This is a genomic window from Nocardioides sp. J9 (assembly GCF_007829375.1).
Classification (GTDB): domain Bacteria; phylum Actinomycetota; class Actinomycetes; order Propionibacteriales; family Nocardioidaceae; genus Nocardioides.
The window spans coordinates 14,457-30,616 of the sequence record NZ_VLJQ01000094.1 but is presented as its reverse complement, the minus strand read 5'-3'; the positions used below and the strand labels follow the sequence as shown (position 1 = coordinate 30,616).

Below are 16,160 nucleotides of genomic sequence, written 5' to 3'. Positions count from 1 at the left end.
CCCGTCCGTTGGCCTTCACGAGCGTGATCTCGTGCGGCAGCAGCCGGGGGACGGCGGCGGCCTTCGCGACGCCGTACGCCTTCGAGGAGACGAGCACGCCGAGCGCCGCCACGTAGAACCACGGCGAGCCGTCGCCCAGGGTGCCGGCGAGCACCCAGCACAGGAACGCCCGCAGCGCGAAGGTCGCGCCGATAGCCCACCGCCGGCCGTGGCTGAACCGGTCGAGGAACGGGCCGATCAGCGGCGCGACGATCGCGAACGGCACCATCGTCAGTCCGAGGAAGAGCAGCACCGGCCCGCGCTCGCCGCTCGTGGCGCCCGCGAAGAAGACGGTGCCGGCCAGCGCGATCGCGAAGGCCGAGTCACCCGCGGCGTTCGCCGCGTGCAGCTCGATCAGCCGGTTGAGGCCCGAGCGCTCGGCGCCCTGCGCACCTGCCGCACGGCGGGCCGTGCGGACCGTCGCCTTGCTCGCGCGGCCGGTCACCCGGGCGAAGCCCGCGACGCCGCGCGCCGTCGCCTTCGCGGCCCGCACCGAGCCCGGCTCGGCGGCCGGGACGTCGCCGGGGACCTCGGCACCCGGGGGCGGGGGAGGCGGCGGCGGGTACGACGCACCGTCGGGGCGCGGGCGGCCACCGGGAGGGCGGGGCTGGGCTCCGTCGGTGCTCACCCTCCTATCTTGCCTGCCACCCCCGAGGTGACGGACGTCGCCACGATGCGCGATGCTGTGCCGGTGTCCACCCTCGAGCGCAAGCTGACCGACGCCGCCACCGCTGACGCGGTCGACGCCGCCCGCGCGGCCCTGCTCGACGAGGTCGACGCCGCGGACGTCGGCGACCACCTCGGCCACCAGGTCGACGGGCTGCGCGTCGTCACCCACCTCTTCGCCTGCACCCGCAAGGGCTACCGCGGCTGGCAGTGGGCGGTCACCCTCACCCGCGCCTCGCGGCAGCGGAAGGTCACCGTCGTCGAGGTCGTGCTGCTGCCCGGCTCCGACGCGATCGTCGCCCCGCCGTGGGTGCCCTACCGCGAGCGCCTCCAGCCCGGCGACATGTCGCCCGGCGACCTGCTGCCCGTCTCCGACGACGACCCGCGCCTCGTGCCGACGTACTCCTTCGGCGACGACCCGCTCGACACCGACGAGAAGGCGCAGGTCCGCCAGGTCGCCAAGGACCTCGGCCTCGGCCGCGTGCGCGTCCTCTCGCCCGAGGGCCGCGACGCCGCCGCCGAGCGCTGGTACGACGGCGACGCCGGCCCCGACGCCCCGATCGCCCGCTCCGCCCCGCACCAGTGCTACTCCTGCGGCTTCCTCGTCCGCCTCTCCGGCCCGCTCTCGCAGATGTTCGGCGTCTGCGCCAACGGCGACGCCAACGACGACGGCCGCGTGGTCGCCTTCCAGCACGGCTGCGGCGGCCACTCCGAGGTCCGGCTCAGCAAGCGCCAGCAGCCCCAGCCCCCCGCCCCGCCCGTCCTCGACACCATCTCCTCCGAGGGCCTCGAGACCTTCTGAGCTGTCTGCGCGAGCGCGCCGCGGTTGTCTTCCGTAGGTCCCGCCTCCGCCCGGCGGCACGCCTCGCGCCGCGGTTGCCGGTCGAGGCGTCACTTGTGGCGGGTCGAGTGGTCAGCTGTGGCGGGTCGAGTGGTCAGCTGTGGCGGGTTGAGACGTCACTTGTGGCGGGTCGAGGCGTCACGACGCGCGCGCCGAGTGGTCGAGAGCCGAGCGCTCAGGCGCGGCGGAGGATCCAGACGGCGTACTGGTCGTCGACCGGGCGGAGGTCGTAGCCGCCGAAGCGGTGGTCGACCCGGAGCCCGGCGGCCGTGGCGTCGCGCACGAATTCCTCCGGCGAGTACGACCGGGCGCTCGCCGGACCACCGGCCAGGTGGAAGCCGACGAGGATGCGCCCGCCGGGGGCGAGCAGGCTGCCGAGGCGCTCGAGCACGGCGACCTCGGTGTCCTCGGCGACGAAGGTGAGCACGTTGCCGACGCAGACGACGAGGTCGAACTCCTCGGGGGCCCCGGACTCCGCGAGCGCCTCCGGCGTGATCGCGAGGATCTCCAGCGGAAGCACCTGCAGGTCGGGGTACGAGCGCCGGGCCTGCTCGACCAGGGTCGGGTCGGGCTCCGCGGCGACGACCCGGTGGCCCTGCGCCTGCAGGCCGACGCCGATCCGGCCCATGCCGGCGCCGGCGTCGAGCACGCGGGCTCCGCGCGGCAGCATCGCGTCGGCCAGCCGCGCCTCGCCGACGACGTCCTCGCCGCGCTCGACCAGCTCGGCGAAGCGCTGGCCGTAGCCGGAGTTCCTCGCGCCGCCGAGCGCCCAGCGGGTCGGCGSCAGCGGCTGGTCGGTCACGACGCGGCGTCGCGCTCGGCGCGGACCTGGCGGCGACGCTTGCAGTACTCCACGCCCAGCAGGCCCAGGCCGACGCCGGTGAGGCACATCCACAGCAGCCAGGTCCGGCCGTCCTCCTCGAGGCGACCGTAGAAGGGGAGCAGGGCCAGGAAGGCGAGCGCGAACAGCGCCGTCCCGACCTGGACCGTCCGCACGCCGTCGACGTCGAGCGGTTCGACGGGCGCGATCAGGTAGGTCCGCTTGCCGAACTCGTGCTGGGTCGGCTGGTCGTCACGGAGCTCCACGCCGTCGATCGTAGACCGCCGCGTGACGGAGATCGCCCCGCGATCGGAATAGTTAGCCAAGGTAATGACTTAGACTAACGACATGCCCATCCAGGACCAGCACGTGCGGACGACGTCCGGACTCGCCACCGAGCTCCGGTTCGCCGTCATGCGGCTGCGCCGCCGCCTCGTCCGCGAGCGGCACCCGGACAACGACCTGAGCCTGTCGGCGATGGCCGTGCTCTGGGCGCTGCACCGGCTGGGTGACCTCAGCGTCGGCGCGCTCGCGGCGCGCGAGCAGGTGCAGCCGCCGAGCATGACCCGCACGGTGACCTGCCTGGCCGACGAGGGCCTCGTCGAGCGCCTGCCGCACCCGACCGACGGCCGCCAGGTCGTCGTACGGATCACCGACGAGGGCCGCGCGGTCGTCCAGGCCGACGCCGCGCGCCGCGACCGCTGGCTGTCGCTGCGCCTGGCCGAGTTCACCCCCGAGGAGCGCGACGTCCTGCGTCGCGCCGCACCCCTGCTGCAGCGCCTGGCCGAGGCCGACCCGGCCGACCGCGCCTGACCAGGCCGACCGCTCGACCGCCCGACCGCCCGCCACCGAACCGAGGAGCCGACCACGAGTCCCCGATTCCGTTCCCTCGCCCACCGCAACTACCGCCTCTACTTCGCCGGCAGTCTGGTCTCCAACGTCGGCACGTGGATGCAGCGCATCGCCCAGGACTGGCTCGTCCTCACCATCCCCGGCAACGGAGGCACCGCCCTCGGCATCACGACCGGGCTGCAGTTCCTGCCGGTCCTGCTCCTCTCGCCGTACGCCGGCGTCGTGGCCGACCGCATCCCCAAGCGGGTGCTGCTGCAGGTCACCCAGGCGGTCATGGCGCTCTCGGCGCTCGCGCTCGGCGTGATCGCCGCCCTCGGTGCGGCGCAGACCTGGCACGTCTACCTGATCGCCTTCGTCTTCGGCGTCGGCGCCGCGTTCGACGCCCCTGCGCGCCAGGCGTTCGTCTCCGAGATGGTCGGCACCGACGACGTCGCCAACGCGGTCAGCCTGAACTCGGCGGCGTTCAACACCGCCCGCCTGATCGGCCCCGGCATCGCCGGCCTGCTCATCGGCCTCGGCGGCGGCGGGATGAAGGCCACCGGCTGGGTCATCCTGGCCAACGCGCTGTCCTACCTCGCGGTCATCGTCCAGCTCCGTCGCATGGACGAGGCCGGACTGCACTCGCCGAAGCCGGCGGCCCGCACCCGCGGCATGCTGCGCGAGGGTGTCGGCTACCTGCGCACCCAGCCCAAGATGCTGATGATCCTGGTGCTGGTGTTCTTCGTGGGCACCTTCGGCATGAACTTCCAGATCACCTCCGCCCTGATGGCGACCGAGGTGTTCGACAAGGGCGCGGGGGAGTACGGCGTCCTCGGCTCGGTCCTCGCGATCGGCTCGGTCACGGGCGCGCTCCTCGCGGCGGGCCGCGTCCGGGTCCGGGTCCGGCTGCTCATGGGGGCTGCGGTCGCCTTCGGGCTGCTCGAGATCGCGGCGGGCTTCGCGCCGTCGTACCTCCTCTTCGTGCTGCTGTGCCCGGCGCTCGGGCTGACGGTGATCACCGTGCTCAACTCGTGCAACGCCCTGCTGCAGACCGAGTCGGCCCCCGCCTTCCGCGGCCGGGTGATGGCGATCTACATGACGATCGTCATGGGTGGCACCCCGGCGGGGGCGCCGCTGATCGGCTGGATCGGCGAGCAGTACGGCGCCCGGTGGACCCTCGTCGTCGGCGGAGTCCTGGTGCTCCTCGGTGTCGCGCTGGCGGTCGCCGTCCGCAATGTGGCATCCCGCGAGCCTTCGCCACATCGGGTGCCGGCTCCTGCCATGCTGCCCTCGTGAGCTCCGCCCAGATCGCCCCCGGCAACAGCCCGCTCGACCGCTTCTTCAGGATCACCGAGCGCGGATCCACCGTCGGCCGCGAGGTCCGCGGTGGCGTGGTCACCTTCTTCACGATGGCCTACATCGTGGTGCTGAACCCGCTGATCCTCGGCTACGCGACCGACATCGACGGCAAGTTCCTCGGCGGCGGCGACGAGCCCAACCTCGCTGCCATCGCCGCAGGCACCGCGCTCGTCGCCGGCGTGCTGACGATCCTCATGGGGGTCGTGGCCAACTACCCGCTCGCCCTGGCGACCGGGCTCGGCCTCAACGCGTTCCTCGCGTTCGCGGTGGCCAGCCAGATGACGTGGGCCGACGCGATGGGCCTGATCGTGATCGAGGGTGTGCTGATCCTCGTGCTGGTGCTGACCGGCTTCCGGACCGCGGTGTTCCGCGCCGTCCCCGGCCAGCTCAAGGTGGCGATCTCGGTCGGCATCGGCCTGTTCATCACCCTGATCGGCTTCGTCGACGCCGGCATCGTGACCCGCATCCCCGACGTGGCCAACACGACCGTCCCCGTCCAGCTCGGCGGCGACGGCAACCTCAGCGGCTGGCCGGTGCTGGTCTTCATCGTCGGCCTGTTGCTCATGGTCGCGCTGTGGGTGCGCCGGGTCCGCGGCGCGATCCTGATCTCGATCGTCGCCATGACCCTGGTCGCGGTCGTCGTCGAGGCCGTCGGCGACCTCGGGCGGGCCGCTGACAAGGCCGGCGGCTGGGCGCTCACCGTGCCGGCCTGGCCCGACGAGTTCCCCGGCCCCGACTTCGGCACCCTGGGCGAGTTCAACCTCCTCGGCTCGTGGGAGAAGGCCGGCGCCGTCACCGTGCTGCTCCTGGTCTTCTCGCTCCTGCTGGCCGACTTCTTCGACACCATGGGGACGATGACCGCGATCGGTGCCGAGGCCGGCCTGCTCGACGAGGACGGCGTGCCGCCGAACTCGGAGCGGATCCTGGCCGTCGACTCGATCGCCGCGATCGCTGGTGGTGCCGCGGGCGTGTCGTCGAACACGTCCTACATCGAGTCCGCGTCCGGCGTCGGCGAGGGCGCGCGCACCGGCCTGGCGTCGGTGGTGACCGGCGTGCTGTTCCTGCTCACCATCTTCCTGTCGCCCGTCGTGGCGATGATCCCGTCCGAGGCCGCCGTCCCGGCGCTGGTCCTCGTCGGCTTCCTGATGATGCAGCAGATCACCGGCATCTCGTGGAACGACCCCGAAATCGCGATCCCGGCGTTCCTCACGATCGTGCTGATGCCGTTCGCGTACTCGATCACGGTCGGCATCGGCGCCGGCTTCGTCGCCTACACCTTCCTCAAGGTCGTGCGCGGCAAGGCCGCCGAGGTGCACGTGCTGATGTGGCTGGTCGCGGCCCTGTTCGTGGTCTACTTCGCCATCGACCCGCTCACCCGCCTGCTCACCTGAGCAGGCGGCCGGGCACCGCCCGGGACAGGCGGGGGAGCGGCCCCGGAATCCGGTCGGCCCCGGGGCGTGACCGGCATTTTGACCCGCCTCTGGGCGGCCGGTAATCTCGATTCTCGTGTCTGGGGCGACCCGGCACGTCCCGCATGCCCTCAGAGCAACCCCCGATCAGCGGTGGTTGCCGCAGGGGATCCAGCATCCGGCACACAGCAGTGAGCAGTACCCCGAGCCCGGCACCGTGCCGGGCCGTGACAAGACCGAGAGGGAAAGCACAAGAGTGCCTACCATTCAGCAGCTGGTCCGCAAGGGCCGCCAGGACAAGGTGTCGAAGAACAAGACGCCTGCCCTGAAGGGATCGCCTCAGCGGCGCGGTGTGTGCACCCGCGTCTACACCACCACCCCGAAGAAGCCGAACTCCGCCCTCCGCAAGGTCGCCCGTGTGCGCCTGAGCAGCGGCGTCGAGGTCACCGCCTACATCCCGGGTGAGGGTCACAACCTCCAGGAGCACTCGATCGTGCTCGTCCGCGGCGGTCGTGTGAAGGACCTGCCCGGTGTTCGCTACAAGGTCATCCGCGGTGCGCTCGACACCCAGGCCGTGAAGAACCGCAAGCAGGCTCGCAGCCGCTACGGCGCCAAGAAGGAGAAGAGCTGACATGCCGCGCAAGGGCCCCGCTCCGAAGCGCCCCATCGACGTCGACCCGGTCTACGGGTCCCAGCTGGTGAGCCAGCTGGTCTCGAAGGTGCTCCAGGATGGCAAGAAGCAGGTCGCTCAGCGGATCGTGTACGCCGCTCTCGAGGGCACCCGCGAGAAGACCGGCACCGACCCGGTCATCACCCTCAAGCGCGCGCTGGACAACGTCCGCCCCGCGCTCGAGGTGAAGTCCCGCCGCGTCGGCGGTGCGACCTACCAGGTCCCCGTCGAGGTCAAGGGCAACCGCGGCACCACGCTGTCGCTGCGCTGGCTGGTCGGCTACGCCCAGGAGCGTCGCGAGAAGACCATGGCCGAGCGCCTGCAGAACGAGATCCTCGACGCCGCGAACGGCCTCGGTGCCGCCGTGAAGAAGCGCGAGGACACGCACAAGATGGCTGAGTCCAACAAGGCCTTCGCCCACTACCGCTGGTGACGTCGTCGGAGCGGGCCCGCCCCGGCGGCGCCCGCTCCGGCACCCACCGCTCCATCCCCCTTACCTAAGGAACGCTGACTCACGTGGCAGTCGACATCACGACGGACCTGAACGTCGTCCGGAACATCGGCATCATGGCGCACATCGACGCCGGCAAGACCACCACCACCGAGCGCATCCTGTTCTACACCGGCATCACCTACAAGATCGGTGAGGTCCACGATGGCGGCGCCACGATGGACTGGATGGAGCAGGAGCAGGAGCGCGGCATCACGATCACGTCTGCCGCGACGACGTGCTGGTGGAAGAAGCACCAGATCAACATCATCGACACCCCCGGGCACGTCGACTTCACCGTCGAGGTCGAGCGCTCGCTGCGCGTCCTCGACGGCGCCGTCGCGGTGTTCGACGGTGTGGCCGGCGTGGAGCCGCAGTCGCAGACCGTGTGGCGCCAGGCCAACAAGTACGCCGTCCCGCGGATGTGCTTCGTCAACAAGCTCGACCGGACCGGCGCGGACTTCTACCGCGTCGTCGACTCGATCGTGCAGAAGCTCAACTCCACCCCGCTGGTCCTGCAGATCCCGATCGGTGCCGAGTCCGACTTCGTCGGCGTCGTGGACCTTGTCGAGATGAACGCCAAGCTCTGGCGCGGCGAGACCCAGCAGGGTGAGGACTACGTCGTCGAGGAGATCCCCGCCGACCTCGCCGACAAGGCCGCGGAGTACCGCGAGAAGCTCGTCGAGACCCTCGCCGAGGCCGATGACGACGTCATGGAGGTCTACCTCGAGGACGGCGACACGTTCGACGTGCCGACCCTCAAGGCCGCCATCCGTCGCGCGACCCTGGCCGACAAGGTCAACCCGATCCTCACCGGCACCGCGTTCAAGAACAAGGGCGTCCAGCCTCTGCTCGACGCGATCGTCGACTACCTCCCCTCCCCGCTCGACGTCGACGCGATCGTCGGCCACAAGCCGGGCGCCGAGGAGACCGAGGAGAACCAGATCGCGCGCAAGCCGTCGGTCGACGAGCCGCTCTCCGCGCTCGCGTTCAAGATCGCGGCCGACCCGCACCTGGGCAAGCTGACCTTCGTCCGCGTCTACTCGGGCAAGCTCGAGGCCGGCGGCACCGTGCTCAACACGAGCAACGGCCGCAAGGAGCGGATCGGCAAGGTCTACCAGATGCACGCCAACAAGCGTGAGGAGATCGCCTCCGTCGGCGCCGGCCAGATCGTCGCCGTCATGGGCCTCAAGGACACCCGGACGGGTCACACCCTCTCCGACTCGGCCAACCCGGTCGTGCTCGAGTCGATGACCTTCCCGGCGCCCGTGATCTCGGTGGCCATCGAGCCGAAGACCAAGAGCGACCAGGAGAAGCTCGGCGTCGCCATCCAGCGCCTCGCCGAGGAGGACCCGACCTTCGTCGTGAAGACCGACGAGGAGACCGGCCAGACCATCATCTCCGGCATGGGCGAGCTCCACCTGGAGATCCTCGTCGACCGCATGAAGCGCGAGTTCAAGGTCGAGGCCACCGTCGGCAAGCCGCAGGTCGCCTACCGCGAGACCATCCGCGGCACCGTGTCGAACCACAGCTACACGCACAAGAAGCAGACCGGTGGTTCGGGTCAGTTCGCGAAGGTCGTCATCTCGATCGAGCCGAACATCGACCCCGAGACCGGCACCGGTGCGGGCTACGAGTTCGCCAACAACGTCACGGGTGGCCGCGTGCCGCGCGAGTACATCCCGTCGGTCGACAACGGTGCCCAGGAGGCCATGGAGTTCGGCGTCCTCGCCGGCTACCCGATGGTCGACGTGAAGGTCTCGCTCGAGGACGGCGCCTACCACGACGTCGACTCCTCGGAGCTCGCCTTCAAGATCGCTGGCATCCAGGCGTTCAAGGAGGCCGCTCGCATGGCGAAGCCGGTCCTCCTCGAGCCCATGTTCGCCGTCGAGGTGACCACCCCCGAGGACTTCCTCGGCACGGTCATCGGTGACATCAACAGCCGTCGCGGTCAGATCCGCGCCCAGGAGGAGCGTCACGGCGACATCGTCGTGTCGGCCCTCGTGCCGCTGTCCGAGATGTTCGGGTACGTTGGCGACCTGAGGTCCAAGACCTCTGGTCAGGCGTCGTACTCGATGGAGTTCGACTCGTACGCCGAGGTTCCTACGAACATCGCCGACGAGATCATCAAGAAGGCGCGCGGCGAGTGATTCCCCCGGGTCCACCCGGACCCGTGGGGGTTCTCGACGCGAACCCTCGGCGCACCACCCCTTTAGTACGAGTCAAGTAACAACCACACCAGGAGGAGCCCCCAGTGGCTAAGGCGAAGTTCGAGCGGACCAAGCCGCACGTGAACATCGGCACGATCGGTCACATCGACCACGGCAAGACGACGCTGACCGCAGCGATCTCGAAGGTGCTTCACGACAAGTACCCGGACCTCAACGAGGCGTCGCCGTTCGACACGATCGACAAGGCTCCCGAGGAGCGCCAGCGCGGTATCACGATCTCGATCGCGCACATCGAGTACCAGACCGAGGCGCGCCACTACGCGCACGTCGACTGCCCCGGTCACGCTGACTACATCAAGAACATGATCACCGGTGCCGCGCAGATGGACGGCGCGATCCTGGTGGTTGCCGCGACCGACGGCCCGATGCCGCAGACCCGCGAGCACGTGCTGCTCGCCCGCCAGGTCGGCGTCCCCGCCCTGGTCGTCGCGCTCAACAAGTGCGACATGGTCGACGACGAGGAGCTCATCGAGCTCGTCGAGATGGAGGTGCGCGAGCTCCTCAACGAGTACGAGTTCCCGGGCGACGACGTCCCGGTCGTGCGCGTTGCTGCCTTCCCGGCGCTGAACGGCGACGAGAAGTGGGCCAACTCGGTTGCCGAGCTCATGTCGGCCGTCGACGAGTACATCCCGCAGCCCGAGCGTGAGGTCGACAAGCCGTTCCTCATGCCCGTCGAGGACGTCTTCACGATCACCGGTCGTGGCACCGTCATCACCGGTCGTATCGAGCGCGGCATCATCAAGGTGAACGAGGAGGTCGAGATCCTCGGTATCCGCGAGGAGGGCATCAAGACCACCGTCACCGGTGTCGAGATGTTCCGCAAGCTCCTCGACGAGGGCCAGGCCGGTGAGAACGTCGGTCTGCTCCTCCGCGGCACCAAGCGCGAGGACGTCGAGCGCGGCATGGTCGTCGTGAAGCCGGGCAGCGCGACCCCGCACACCAACTTCGAGGCGAGCGTCTATATCCTCTCGAAGGAGGAGGGCGGCCGCCACACGCCGTTCTTCAACAACTACCGTCCGCAGTTCTACTTCCGGACCACCGACGTGACCGGCGTCGTGACCCTCCCCGAGGGCACCGAGATGGTCATGCCGGGCGACAACACCGACATGTCGGTCGAGCTCATCCAGCCGATCGTCATGGACGAGGGTCTGAAGTTCGCGATCCGCGAGGGTGGCCGCACCGTCGGCGCCGGCCGGGTCACGAAGATCACCAAGTGATCTGACCTGCTCAGGGGGAAGCCCCCGCTGCCTCACGGCGGCGGGGGCTTCCCGCATTTTCGGCCGGGCCCGCCCTGCCGGGAGAATGGGCACGTGAACGACGAGCAGCACGCCACGGGCGGCGTCCGCCCCGCCCGGCCCCACCACAAGCTGACCGAGGACGGCCGGCGGGTGCGGGAGGTGCTGACGTACACCCGGCGTGGCAGCCGGTTCACCCCGAAGCAGCAGGCCGCCTGGGACGCGCACGCCGACGCCTGGGTCATCCCCGAGGACGCCGTCGACCAGCCCGACTTCGACTGGACCCGGTGGTTCGGCCGCGAGGCGCCGCTGGTCGTCGAGATCGGCGGGGGAGTCGGCGAGACCACCGCCGCCCTCGCGGCCTCCCGTCCGGAGTGCAACGTGCTGGCGCTGGAGGTCTGGCGTCCCGGCGTCGCCGAGGGCCTGGGCCGCGTCGCCGACGCCGGCGCCGACAACGTCCGCTTCTGCAGCGTCGACGCGCTCTGGACCGTCGAGAACCTCCTGCCCGAGGCCAGGATCACCGAGCTGTGGACCTTCTTCCCCGACCCGTGGCACAAGAAGCGGCACCACAAGCGCCGGTTGGTCACCCCGCCGAACGCCCGCCTGCTCGCCTCCCGGCTGGTGCCGGGCGCGACCTGGCGCCTGGCCACCGACTGGGCGGAGTACGCCGAGCAGATGGTCGAGGTGCTCGACGCAGAGCCGCTCATGGAGGGCGGCGTCGTGGAACGCTGGGACGAGCGACCGGTCACGAAGTTCGAGCGCAAGGGGCTCGCCAAGGGCCGCACCATCACCGACCTGGCCTACCGGCGCGTCACCTGACATTAACTTTTCCGGTTCGGCGTGGCGCGCCAACCAGAAACCCACCGGGCGTAGTTTCCGAAGCAGTGGCAGGTGGGGAAGCCGGCCACATCGGGAGGCCCGACGTGAACCATCACGACTGTGCAACCCGGTCCGCCAACAAGGGATAGGGCCGGGGGCCCTGCGGGGCGTGCGGTCCGGTGAGGTTCAACGTGTCGAACACGAAGGCCCAGACCAGCGCGCAGCGCCGTACGTACGTCCTCGACACCAGCGTCCTGCTGGCCGACCCTGCCGCACTCCGGCGGTTCGAGGAGCACGAGGTCGTGCTCCCGGTGGTCGTCATCACCGAGCTCGAGGCCAAGCGCCACCACCCCGAGCTGGGCTACTTCGCCCGCGGCGCCCTGCGGATGCTCGACGAGATGCGGGTGACCCACGGCCGCCTCGACACGCCCGTCCCCGTGGGCGACCACGGCGGGAGCCTGCGCGTCGAGCTCAACCACACCGACGCCACGTCGCTGCCGTCCGGCTTCCGCCTCGGCGACAACGACACCCGGATCCTCGCTGTCGCGCGCAACCTCGCCGACGAGGGCCACCAGGTCACCCTGGTCTCCAAGGACCTCCCCATGCGGATCAAGGCCTCCGCCGTCGGCCTCGACGCGCAGGAGTACCGCGGGGAGGCGATCGGTGACTCCGACACCGGCTACTCCGGGATGGCGGAGGTGGAGGTCGCGGCCGAGGAGCTCGACGAGCTGTACGACGACGGCACGCTCGACCTCGCCGAGGCCCGTGAGCTGCCGTGCCACACCGGCCTGGTGATGCTGTCCGAGCGCGGCACCGCGCTCGGCCGGGTCGGACCGGACAAGCAGGTGCACCTGGTCCGCGGCGACCGCGAGGCGTTCGGCATCCACGGTCGCAGCGCGGAGCAGCGGGTCGCGCTCGACCTGCTGCTCGACCCCGAGGTCGGCATCGTCTCCCTCGGTGGCCGCGCCGGCACCGGCAAGTCCGCGCTGGCGCTGTGCGCCGGCCTGGAGGCCGTCATGGAGCGCCAGCAGCACAAGAAGGTCGTCGTGTTCCGCCCGCTCTACGCCGTGGGCGGCCAGGAGCTCGGCTACCTGCCCGGCTCGGAGTCGGAGAAGATGTCGCCCTGGGCCCAGGCGGTCTTCGACACCCTCGGTGCCCTGACGTCCAGCGACGTCGTCGACGAGATCCTCGACCGCGGGATGCTCGAGGTGCTGCCGCTGACCCACATCCGCGGCCGCTCCCTGCACGACTCGTTCGTGATCGTGGACGAGGCGCAGTCCCTGGAGCGCAACGTGCTGCTCACGGTCCTGTCCCGCATCGGCGCCAACTCCAAGGTGGTGCTGACCCATGACGTCGCGCAGCGCGACAACCTGCGGGTCGGACGCCACGACGGCGTCGTCGCCGTGGTCGAGAAGCTCAAGGGTCACCCGCTGTTCGCGCACGTCACGCTGACCCGCTCCGAGCGCTCGCCGATCGCGGCGCTGGTCACCGAGATGCTGGAGAACGTCGTCGTCTGACGCGTCCCCGGGCCCAGCCCGCCGGTGCCTCAGCCGGCGGGCTGGCGCAGGACCTTCTCCATCGCCTTGCCCTTCGCCAGCTCGTCGACGAGCTTGTCGAGGTAGCGGATCTTCTGCATCAGCGGGTCCTCGACCTCCTGCACCTTCACCCCGCACACCGAGCCGGTGATCAGCGACGCGTTCGGGTTCAGCGTCGCGGCGCCGAAGAAGTCGACGAAGGTCGTCCCCTCCGCGAGGTGCCGGTCGAGCTCGGCCTGGCTGAAGCCGGTGAGCCACCGGATGACCTCGTCGACCTCCGCCTTCGAACGGCCCTTGCGCTCCGCCTTCGTCACGTAGTGCGGGTAGACGGACGCGACGCTGGTGGTGAAGATCCGGTGCACCCCACCACAGTAGGCCGCGTCGTACGTGAGCAGGTTCACCGGTGCCCGAGGGGGCGGCGGGCCCGCTGTGACTGGTGTGGCAGGAGTGATCAGATTCCGCCGCGACACCTGTGCGGTTCGGTTTGCACCTGCCCTGCCCGTCAGGCAGTGTGGTCGCTGGTCACCGGCGGCCAGGACGACGAGGTCCGGCCCGATCGGGCGGTGACCGGCCCGTGAAGTCGAGCCCGAAGTCGAGAACACTTGTCGAAGCACGCACCCGCGAAGCACCGCGGAACGCCGAAACATGCCCATCTCGCCCAAGCCCCTCGCAAGGCCGCACGCAACGTCCTCGTGCTGTCCTCGGTCGCTGCCGCCGTCACGGGGGTGTCGGTCGCTGCCGGCGTCCTCGGCAACGACGTCGCCGCCCCGGCCGCCAGCGCCGACCTCGACGCCCTGAGGACCGCCGGCGACAGCACCGCCCCGGTCGACACCCAGCGCCGCGAGGCCGTGCTGTCCCGCTCGGACCGCCGCCCCGAGGCCGACCCCGCCAAGGCCGCCGGCCTCGAGGAGTCCGCCACCGCCGCGCTGACCGACGAGCGCCGCCTCTCCGACTCCGACCCCAAGGACATCGCCCGCGCGCTGCTCCCGGAGTTCGGCTTCTCCTCCGACCAGTTCGGCTGCCTCGACTCGCTGTGGACCCGCGAGTCCAACTGGCGCTGGAACGCCGACAACCCCACGTCGAGCGCCTACGGCATCCCGCAGGCCCTCCCCGGCTCCAAGATGTCCTCCGCCGGCGCCGACTGGGCCACCAACCCCGCCACCCAGATCCGCTGGGGCCTGGGCTACATCCAGGGCCGGTACGGCAGCCCCTGCAGCGCCTGGGGACATTCGGAGAGCCACGGCTGGTATTAGGAGGCGCGAGCGTGTCGCCTGTCGGGGGCGGCGCGCAGGCCTCGCAAGCTCGGCCCGCACTTGCCCTCGACGCGCCTTCGCGCGGGCGCCACGCTGCCGCGCACGCAGTTGCCTCCGGCAAGGGGCACAGTGGGCATGGCGGCCAGACAGGCGTAGGTGGACCGAGCGTTCCTCCCGGTGGTTGAGGTGCGAGGCCGCCCGCGGCCGAGCCTCGAAACCTCCGGGCCTTCCTGGCGGACTGTCGACCACAGTTCGGTGGACCGGGGCCGCTGGTTTCGAGGCTCSGCGCTGGGGCGCCTCGCACCTCAACCAGCGGCGCTGCATCTAGGCGCATTGCGGGAACGCGCGGCGTGCTGTGCGAGGCCGGGCTTCCGGGCGGGCTGTGGTGGGCACAGTGGGCGTRGACCGGGGCCGCTGGYTTCGAGGCTCGGCGCTGGGGCGCCTCGCACCTCAACCAGCGGTGCTGCGACCACCGGCGCTGCCGCCGGCGTCGGCTCAGTCGAGCAGGCGCTGCTTCTGGACCTTGCCCATCTCGTTGCGGGGGAGGGAGGCGACGAAGCGGACCTCGCGGGGGCGCTTGTGGGCGGAGAGCTCGGTGCTGACCAGGTCGGTGAGCTCGGTGGCCAGGGCGGCCTCGCCGGGGACGGGGGAGCGGAGGACGACCCAGGCGACGATGCGCTGGCCGAGGTCGTCGTCGGGGACGCCGACCACGGCGCACTCGGCGACGGCGGGGTGGCCGAGCAGCGTCGACTCGACCTCGCCGGCGCCGATCCGGTAGCCGCCGGACTTGATCAGGTCGACCGACGCCCGGCCGACGATGCGGTGACGGCCGTCGGGGCCGATGCAGGCGACGTCACCGGTGCGGAACCAGCCGTCGTGGGTCCACACCTCGGCGGTCGCGTCGGGGCGGTTGAGGTAGCCGGAGAACAGCGTGGGGCCGCGCACCTCGAGCTGCCCGACCGTCTCCCCGTCGAGCGGCACCGCGGCCCCGTCCTCGTCGCGCAGACGGGTCTCCACGCCGGCGATCGGCAGGCCGACCCAGCCGGCCTGGCGGCGACCGTCGGCGCGGGTGGCCACGGTGATCAGGGTCTCGCTCATCCCGTAGCGCTCGGCGACCTCGTGGCCGGTGAGCTCGCGCAGCCGCTCGAAGACCGGCACCGGCAGGGCAGCGCTGCCCGAGACCAGGAGGCGGGCAGGCCGGAGGGCGGCGGCGTGCTCGGGTGCGTCGGCGACCCTGCTCCACACGGTCGGCACGCCGAAGAGCAGGGTGGCACCCTCGCGGACCGCGTCGGCGTACCGCTCCGGCGTCGGCCGGCCGGTGTGCACCAGCCCGCCGCCGACGCGCAGCGGGCCGAGCACGCCGAGCACGAGGCCGTGCACGTGGAAGAGCGGCAGGCCGTGGGCGAGGACGTCGTCCGCCGTCCAGCCCCAGGCGTCGGCCAGGCCGTCGAGGCCCGCCGTGAGCGCGCGGTAGGGGATCAGCACGCCCTTGGGCAGGCCCGTCGTGCCGGAGGTGTAGAGCACGAACGCGACGTCGTCGGGACCCACCCCCGCCGGCGTGTACGACGCCCGCGCGGTGAGGTCGACAGCCACGTGGTCGATCCCGCGCGGGTCGGGCGGGGTCGGTCCCACCCAGCAGTCGGGCGCACTGTCAAAGAGCAGATGCCGCAGCTCGGCCGCACCCGAGTCGGGCGGCACGGGCACGACGCTCACGCCGGCCAGCAGCGCACCCACCACGGCGACCACGGTCTCCATCGTCGGTGTGGCGTGCACGGCGACCCGCGAGCGGCCGGAGAGCGGCTCGCGCAGCGCCGCGGCGGCGCCGAGCAGGTCCGGGGCGGCCAGCGTCGTGCCGTCGACGCTCACGGACCGTCCGGTGCCGGAGACGAGGGCGGTCAGCAGGTCGGACACGCCGACATCCTCCCGGATCCGGGCCCGGGGTGCGGGTATCGGGGGTCGCGC

Annotated in this window: 14 protein-coding genes and 2 pseudogenes; 11 read left to right on the top strand and 5 right to left on the bottom strand. The window is 71.2% G+C overall.

Features of this window, described 5'->3' with window-relative positions:
* Nucleotides 1–667 (bottom strand): annotated as a pseudogene (locus tag L615_RS16280) (MFS transporter); the annotation flags it as partial.
* Nucleotides 668–712: 45 nt separating this feature from the next.
* Between L615_RS16280 and L615_RS16275 the strand changes: the two are divergent.
* Nucleotides 713–1,507 (top strand): DUF3027 domain-containing protein, encoded by a 795-nt coding sequence (locus tag L615_RS16275; protein ID WP_051485509.1) that lies wholly within the window; start codon nucleotides 713–715, stop codon nucleotides 1,505–1,507.
* 214 nt (nucleotides 1,508–1,721) lie between these two features.
* On the opposite strand, the gene L615_RS16270 is transcribed toward L615_RS16275, so the two are convergent.
* Entirely contained in the window at nucleotides 1,722–2,348 is a 627-nt protein-coding gene (locus L615_RS16270) for a bifunctional 2-polyprenyl-6-hydroxyphenol methylase/3-demethylubiquinol 3-O-methyltransferase UbiG (RefSeq protein ID WP_222430581.1), read from the bottom strand.
* A complete protein-coding gene (locus L615_RS16265; protein ID WP_232221677.1) occupies nucleotides 2,345–2,632 on the bottom strand; it encodes a DUF2530 domain-containing protein in 288 nt (95 codons plus the stop codon). The genes L615_RS16270 and L615_RS16265 overlap by 4 nt, the downstream gene beginning before the upstream one ends.
* 82 nt (nucleotides 2,633–2,714) lie before the next feature.
* Here L615_RS16265 and L615_RS16260 point away from each other — a divergent pair, with 82 nt between their 5' ends.
* From L615_RS16260 to L615_RS16220, 9 genes and pseudogenes are all read left to right on the top strand, one after another.
* Nucleotides 2,715–3,179, top strand: coding sequence for a MarR family transcriptional regulator (locus L615_RS16260; RefSeq protein WP_036516910.1), 465 nt, complete (start codon nucleotides 2,715–2,717; stop codon nucleotides 3,177–3,179).
* 81 nt (nucleotides 3,180–3,260) lie between these two features.
* Nucleotides 3,261–4,493: pseudogene (locus tag L615_RS16255) on the top strand (MFS transporter); the annotation flags it as partial.
* On the top strand, nucleotides 4,490–5,947 hold the full coding sequence (locus tag L615_RS16250) for an NCS2 family permease (protein WP_028654598.1): 1,458 nt from the start codon (nucleotides 4,490–4,492) through the stop codon (nucleotides 5,945–5,947). The pseudogene L615_RS16255 and the gene L615_RS16250, both read left to right, overlap by 4 nt.
* A 274-nt stretch (nucleotides 5,948–6,221) precedes the next feature.
* Complete coding sequence (gene rpsL / locus L615_RS16245) at nucleotides 6,222–6,596, top strand: 30S ribosomal protein S12 (protein ID WP_028654597.1); 375 nt, start codon at nucleotides 6,222–6,224, stop codon at nucleotides 6,594–6,596.
* Nucleotide 6,597: 1 nt separating this feature from the next.
* Nucleotides 6,598–7,068, top strand: a complete 471-nt coding sequence (rpsG, locus tag L615_RS16240; RefSeq protein WP_028654596.1) for a 30S ribosomal protein S7 — start codon at nucleotides 6,598–6,600, stop codon at nucleotides 7,066–7,068.
* 83 nt (nucleotides 7,069–7,151) lie between these two features.
* A complete protein-coding gene (fusA, locus tag L615_RS16235) occupies nucleotides 7,152–9,275 on the top strand; it encodes an elongation factor G (RefSeq protein WP_145725746.1) in 2,124 nt (707 codons plus the stop codon).
* 104 nt (nucleotides 9,276–9,379) lie between these two features.
* A complete protein-coding gene (gene tuf / locus L615_RS16230) occupies nucleotides 9,380–10,573 on the top strand; it encodes an elongation factor Tu (protein ID WP_028654594.1) in 1,194 nt (397 codons plus the stop codon).
* A 93-nt stretch (nucleotides 10,574–10,666) separates the two neighbouring features.
* Nucleotides 10,667–11,410 (top strand): tRNA (guanosine(46)-N7)-methyltransferase TrmB, encoded by a 744-nt coding sequence (gene trmB / locus L615_RS16225; RefSeq protein WP_145725745.1) that lies wholly within the window; start codon nucleotides 10,667–10,669, stop codon nucleotides 11,408–11,410.
* A 191-nt stretch (nucleotides 11,411–11,601) separates the two neighbouring features.
* On the top strand, nucleotides 11,602–12,927 hold the full coding sequence (locus L615_RS16220) for a PhoH family protein (protein WP_315897793.1): 1,326 nt from the start codon (nucleotides 11,602–11,604) through the stop codon (nucleotides 12,925–12,927).
* Nucleotides 12,928–12,956: 29 nt separating this feature from the next.
* Here the strand turns inward: L615_RS16220 and L615_RS24370 are convergent, their stop codons facing one another.
* On the bottom strand, nucleotides 12,957–13,346 hold the full coding sequence (locus tag L615_RS24370; RefSeq protein ID WP_261376734.1) for a DUF2200 domain-containing protein: 390 nt from the start codon (nucleotides 13,344–13,346) through the stop codon (nucleotides 12,957–12,959).
* A gap of 291 nt (nucleotides 13,347–13,637) precedes the next feature.
* Between L615_RS24370 and L615_RS16210 the strand changes: the two genes are divergently transcribed.
* Nucleotides 13,638–14,198 carry a lytic transglycosylase domain-containing protein gene (locus L615_RS16210; protein ID WP_232221676.1) on the top strand — a complete coding sequence of 187 codons (561 nt, stop codon included), beginning with the start codon at nucleotides 13,638–13,640 and terminating at the stop codon, nucleotides 14,196–14,198.
* A gap of 495 nt (nucleotides 14,199–14,693) precedes the next feature.
* On the opposite strand, the gene L615_RS16205 is transcribed toward L615_RS16210, so the two are convergent.
* Nucleotides 14,694–16,109 carry an acyl-CoA synthetase gene (locus L615_RS16205; RefSeq protein WP_222430579.1) on the bottom strand — a complete coding sequence of 472 codons (1,416 nt, stop codon included), beginning with the start codon at nucleotides 16,107–16,109 and terminating at the stop codon, nucleotides 14,694–14,696.
* Nucleotides 16,110–16,160 lie beyond the last annotated feature (51 nt).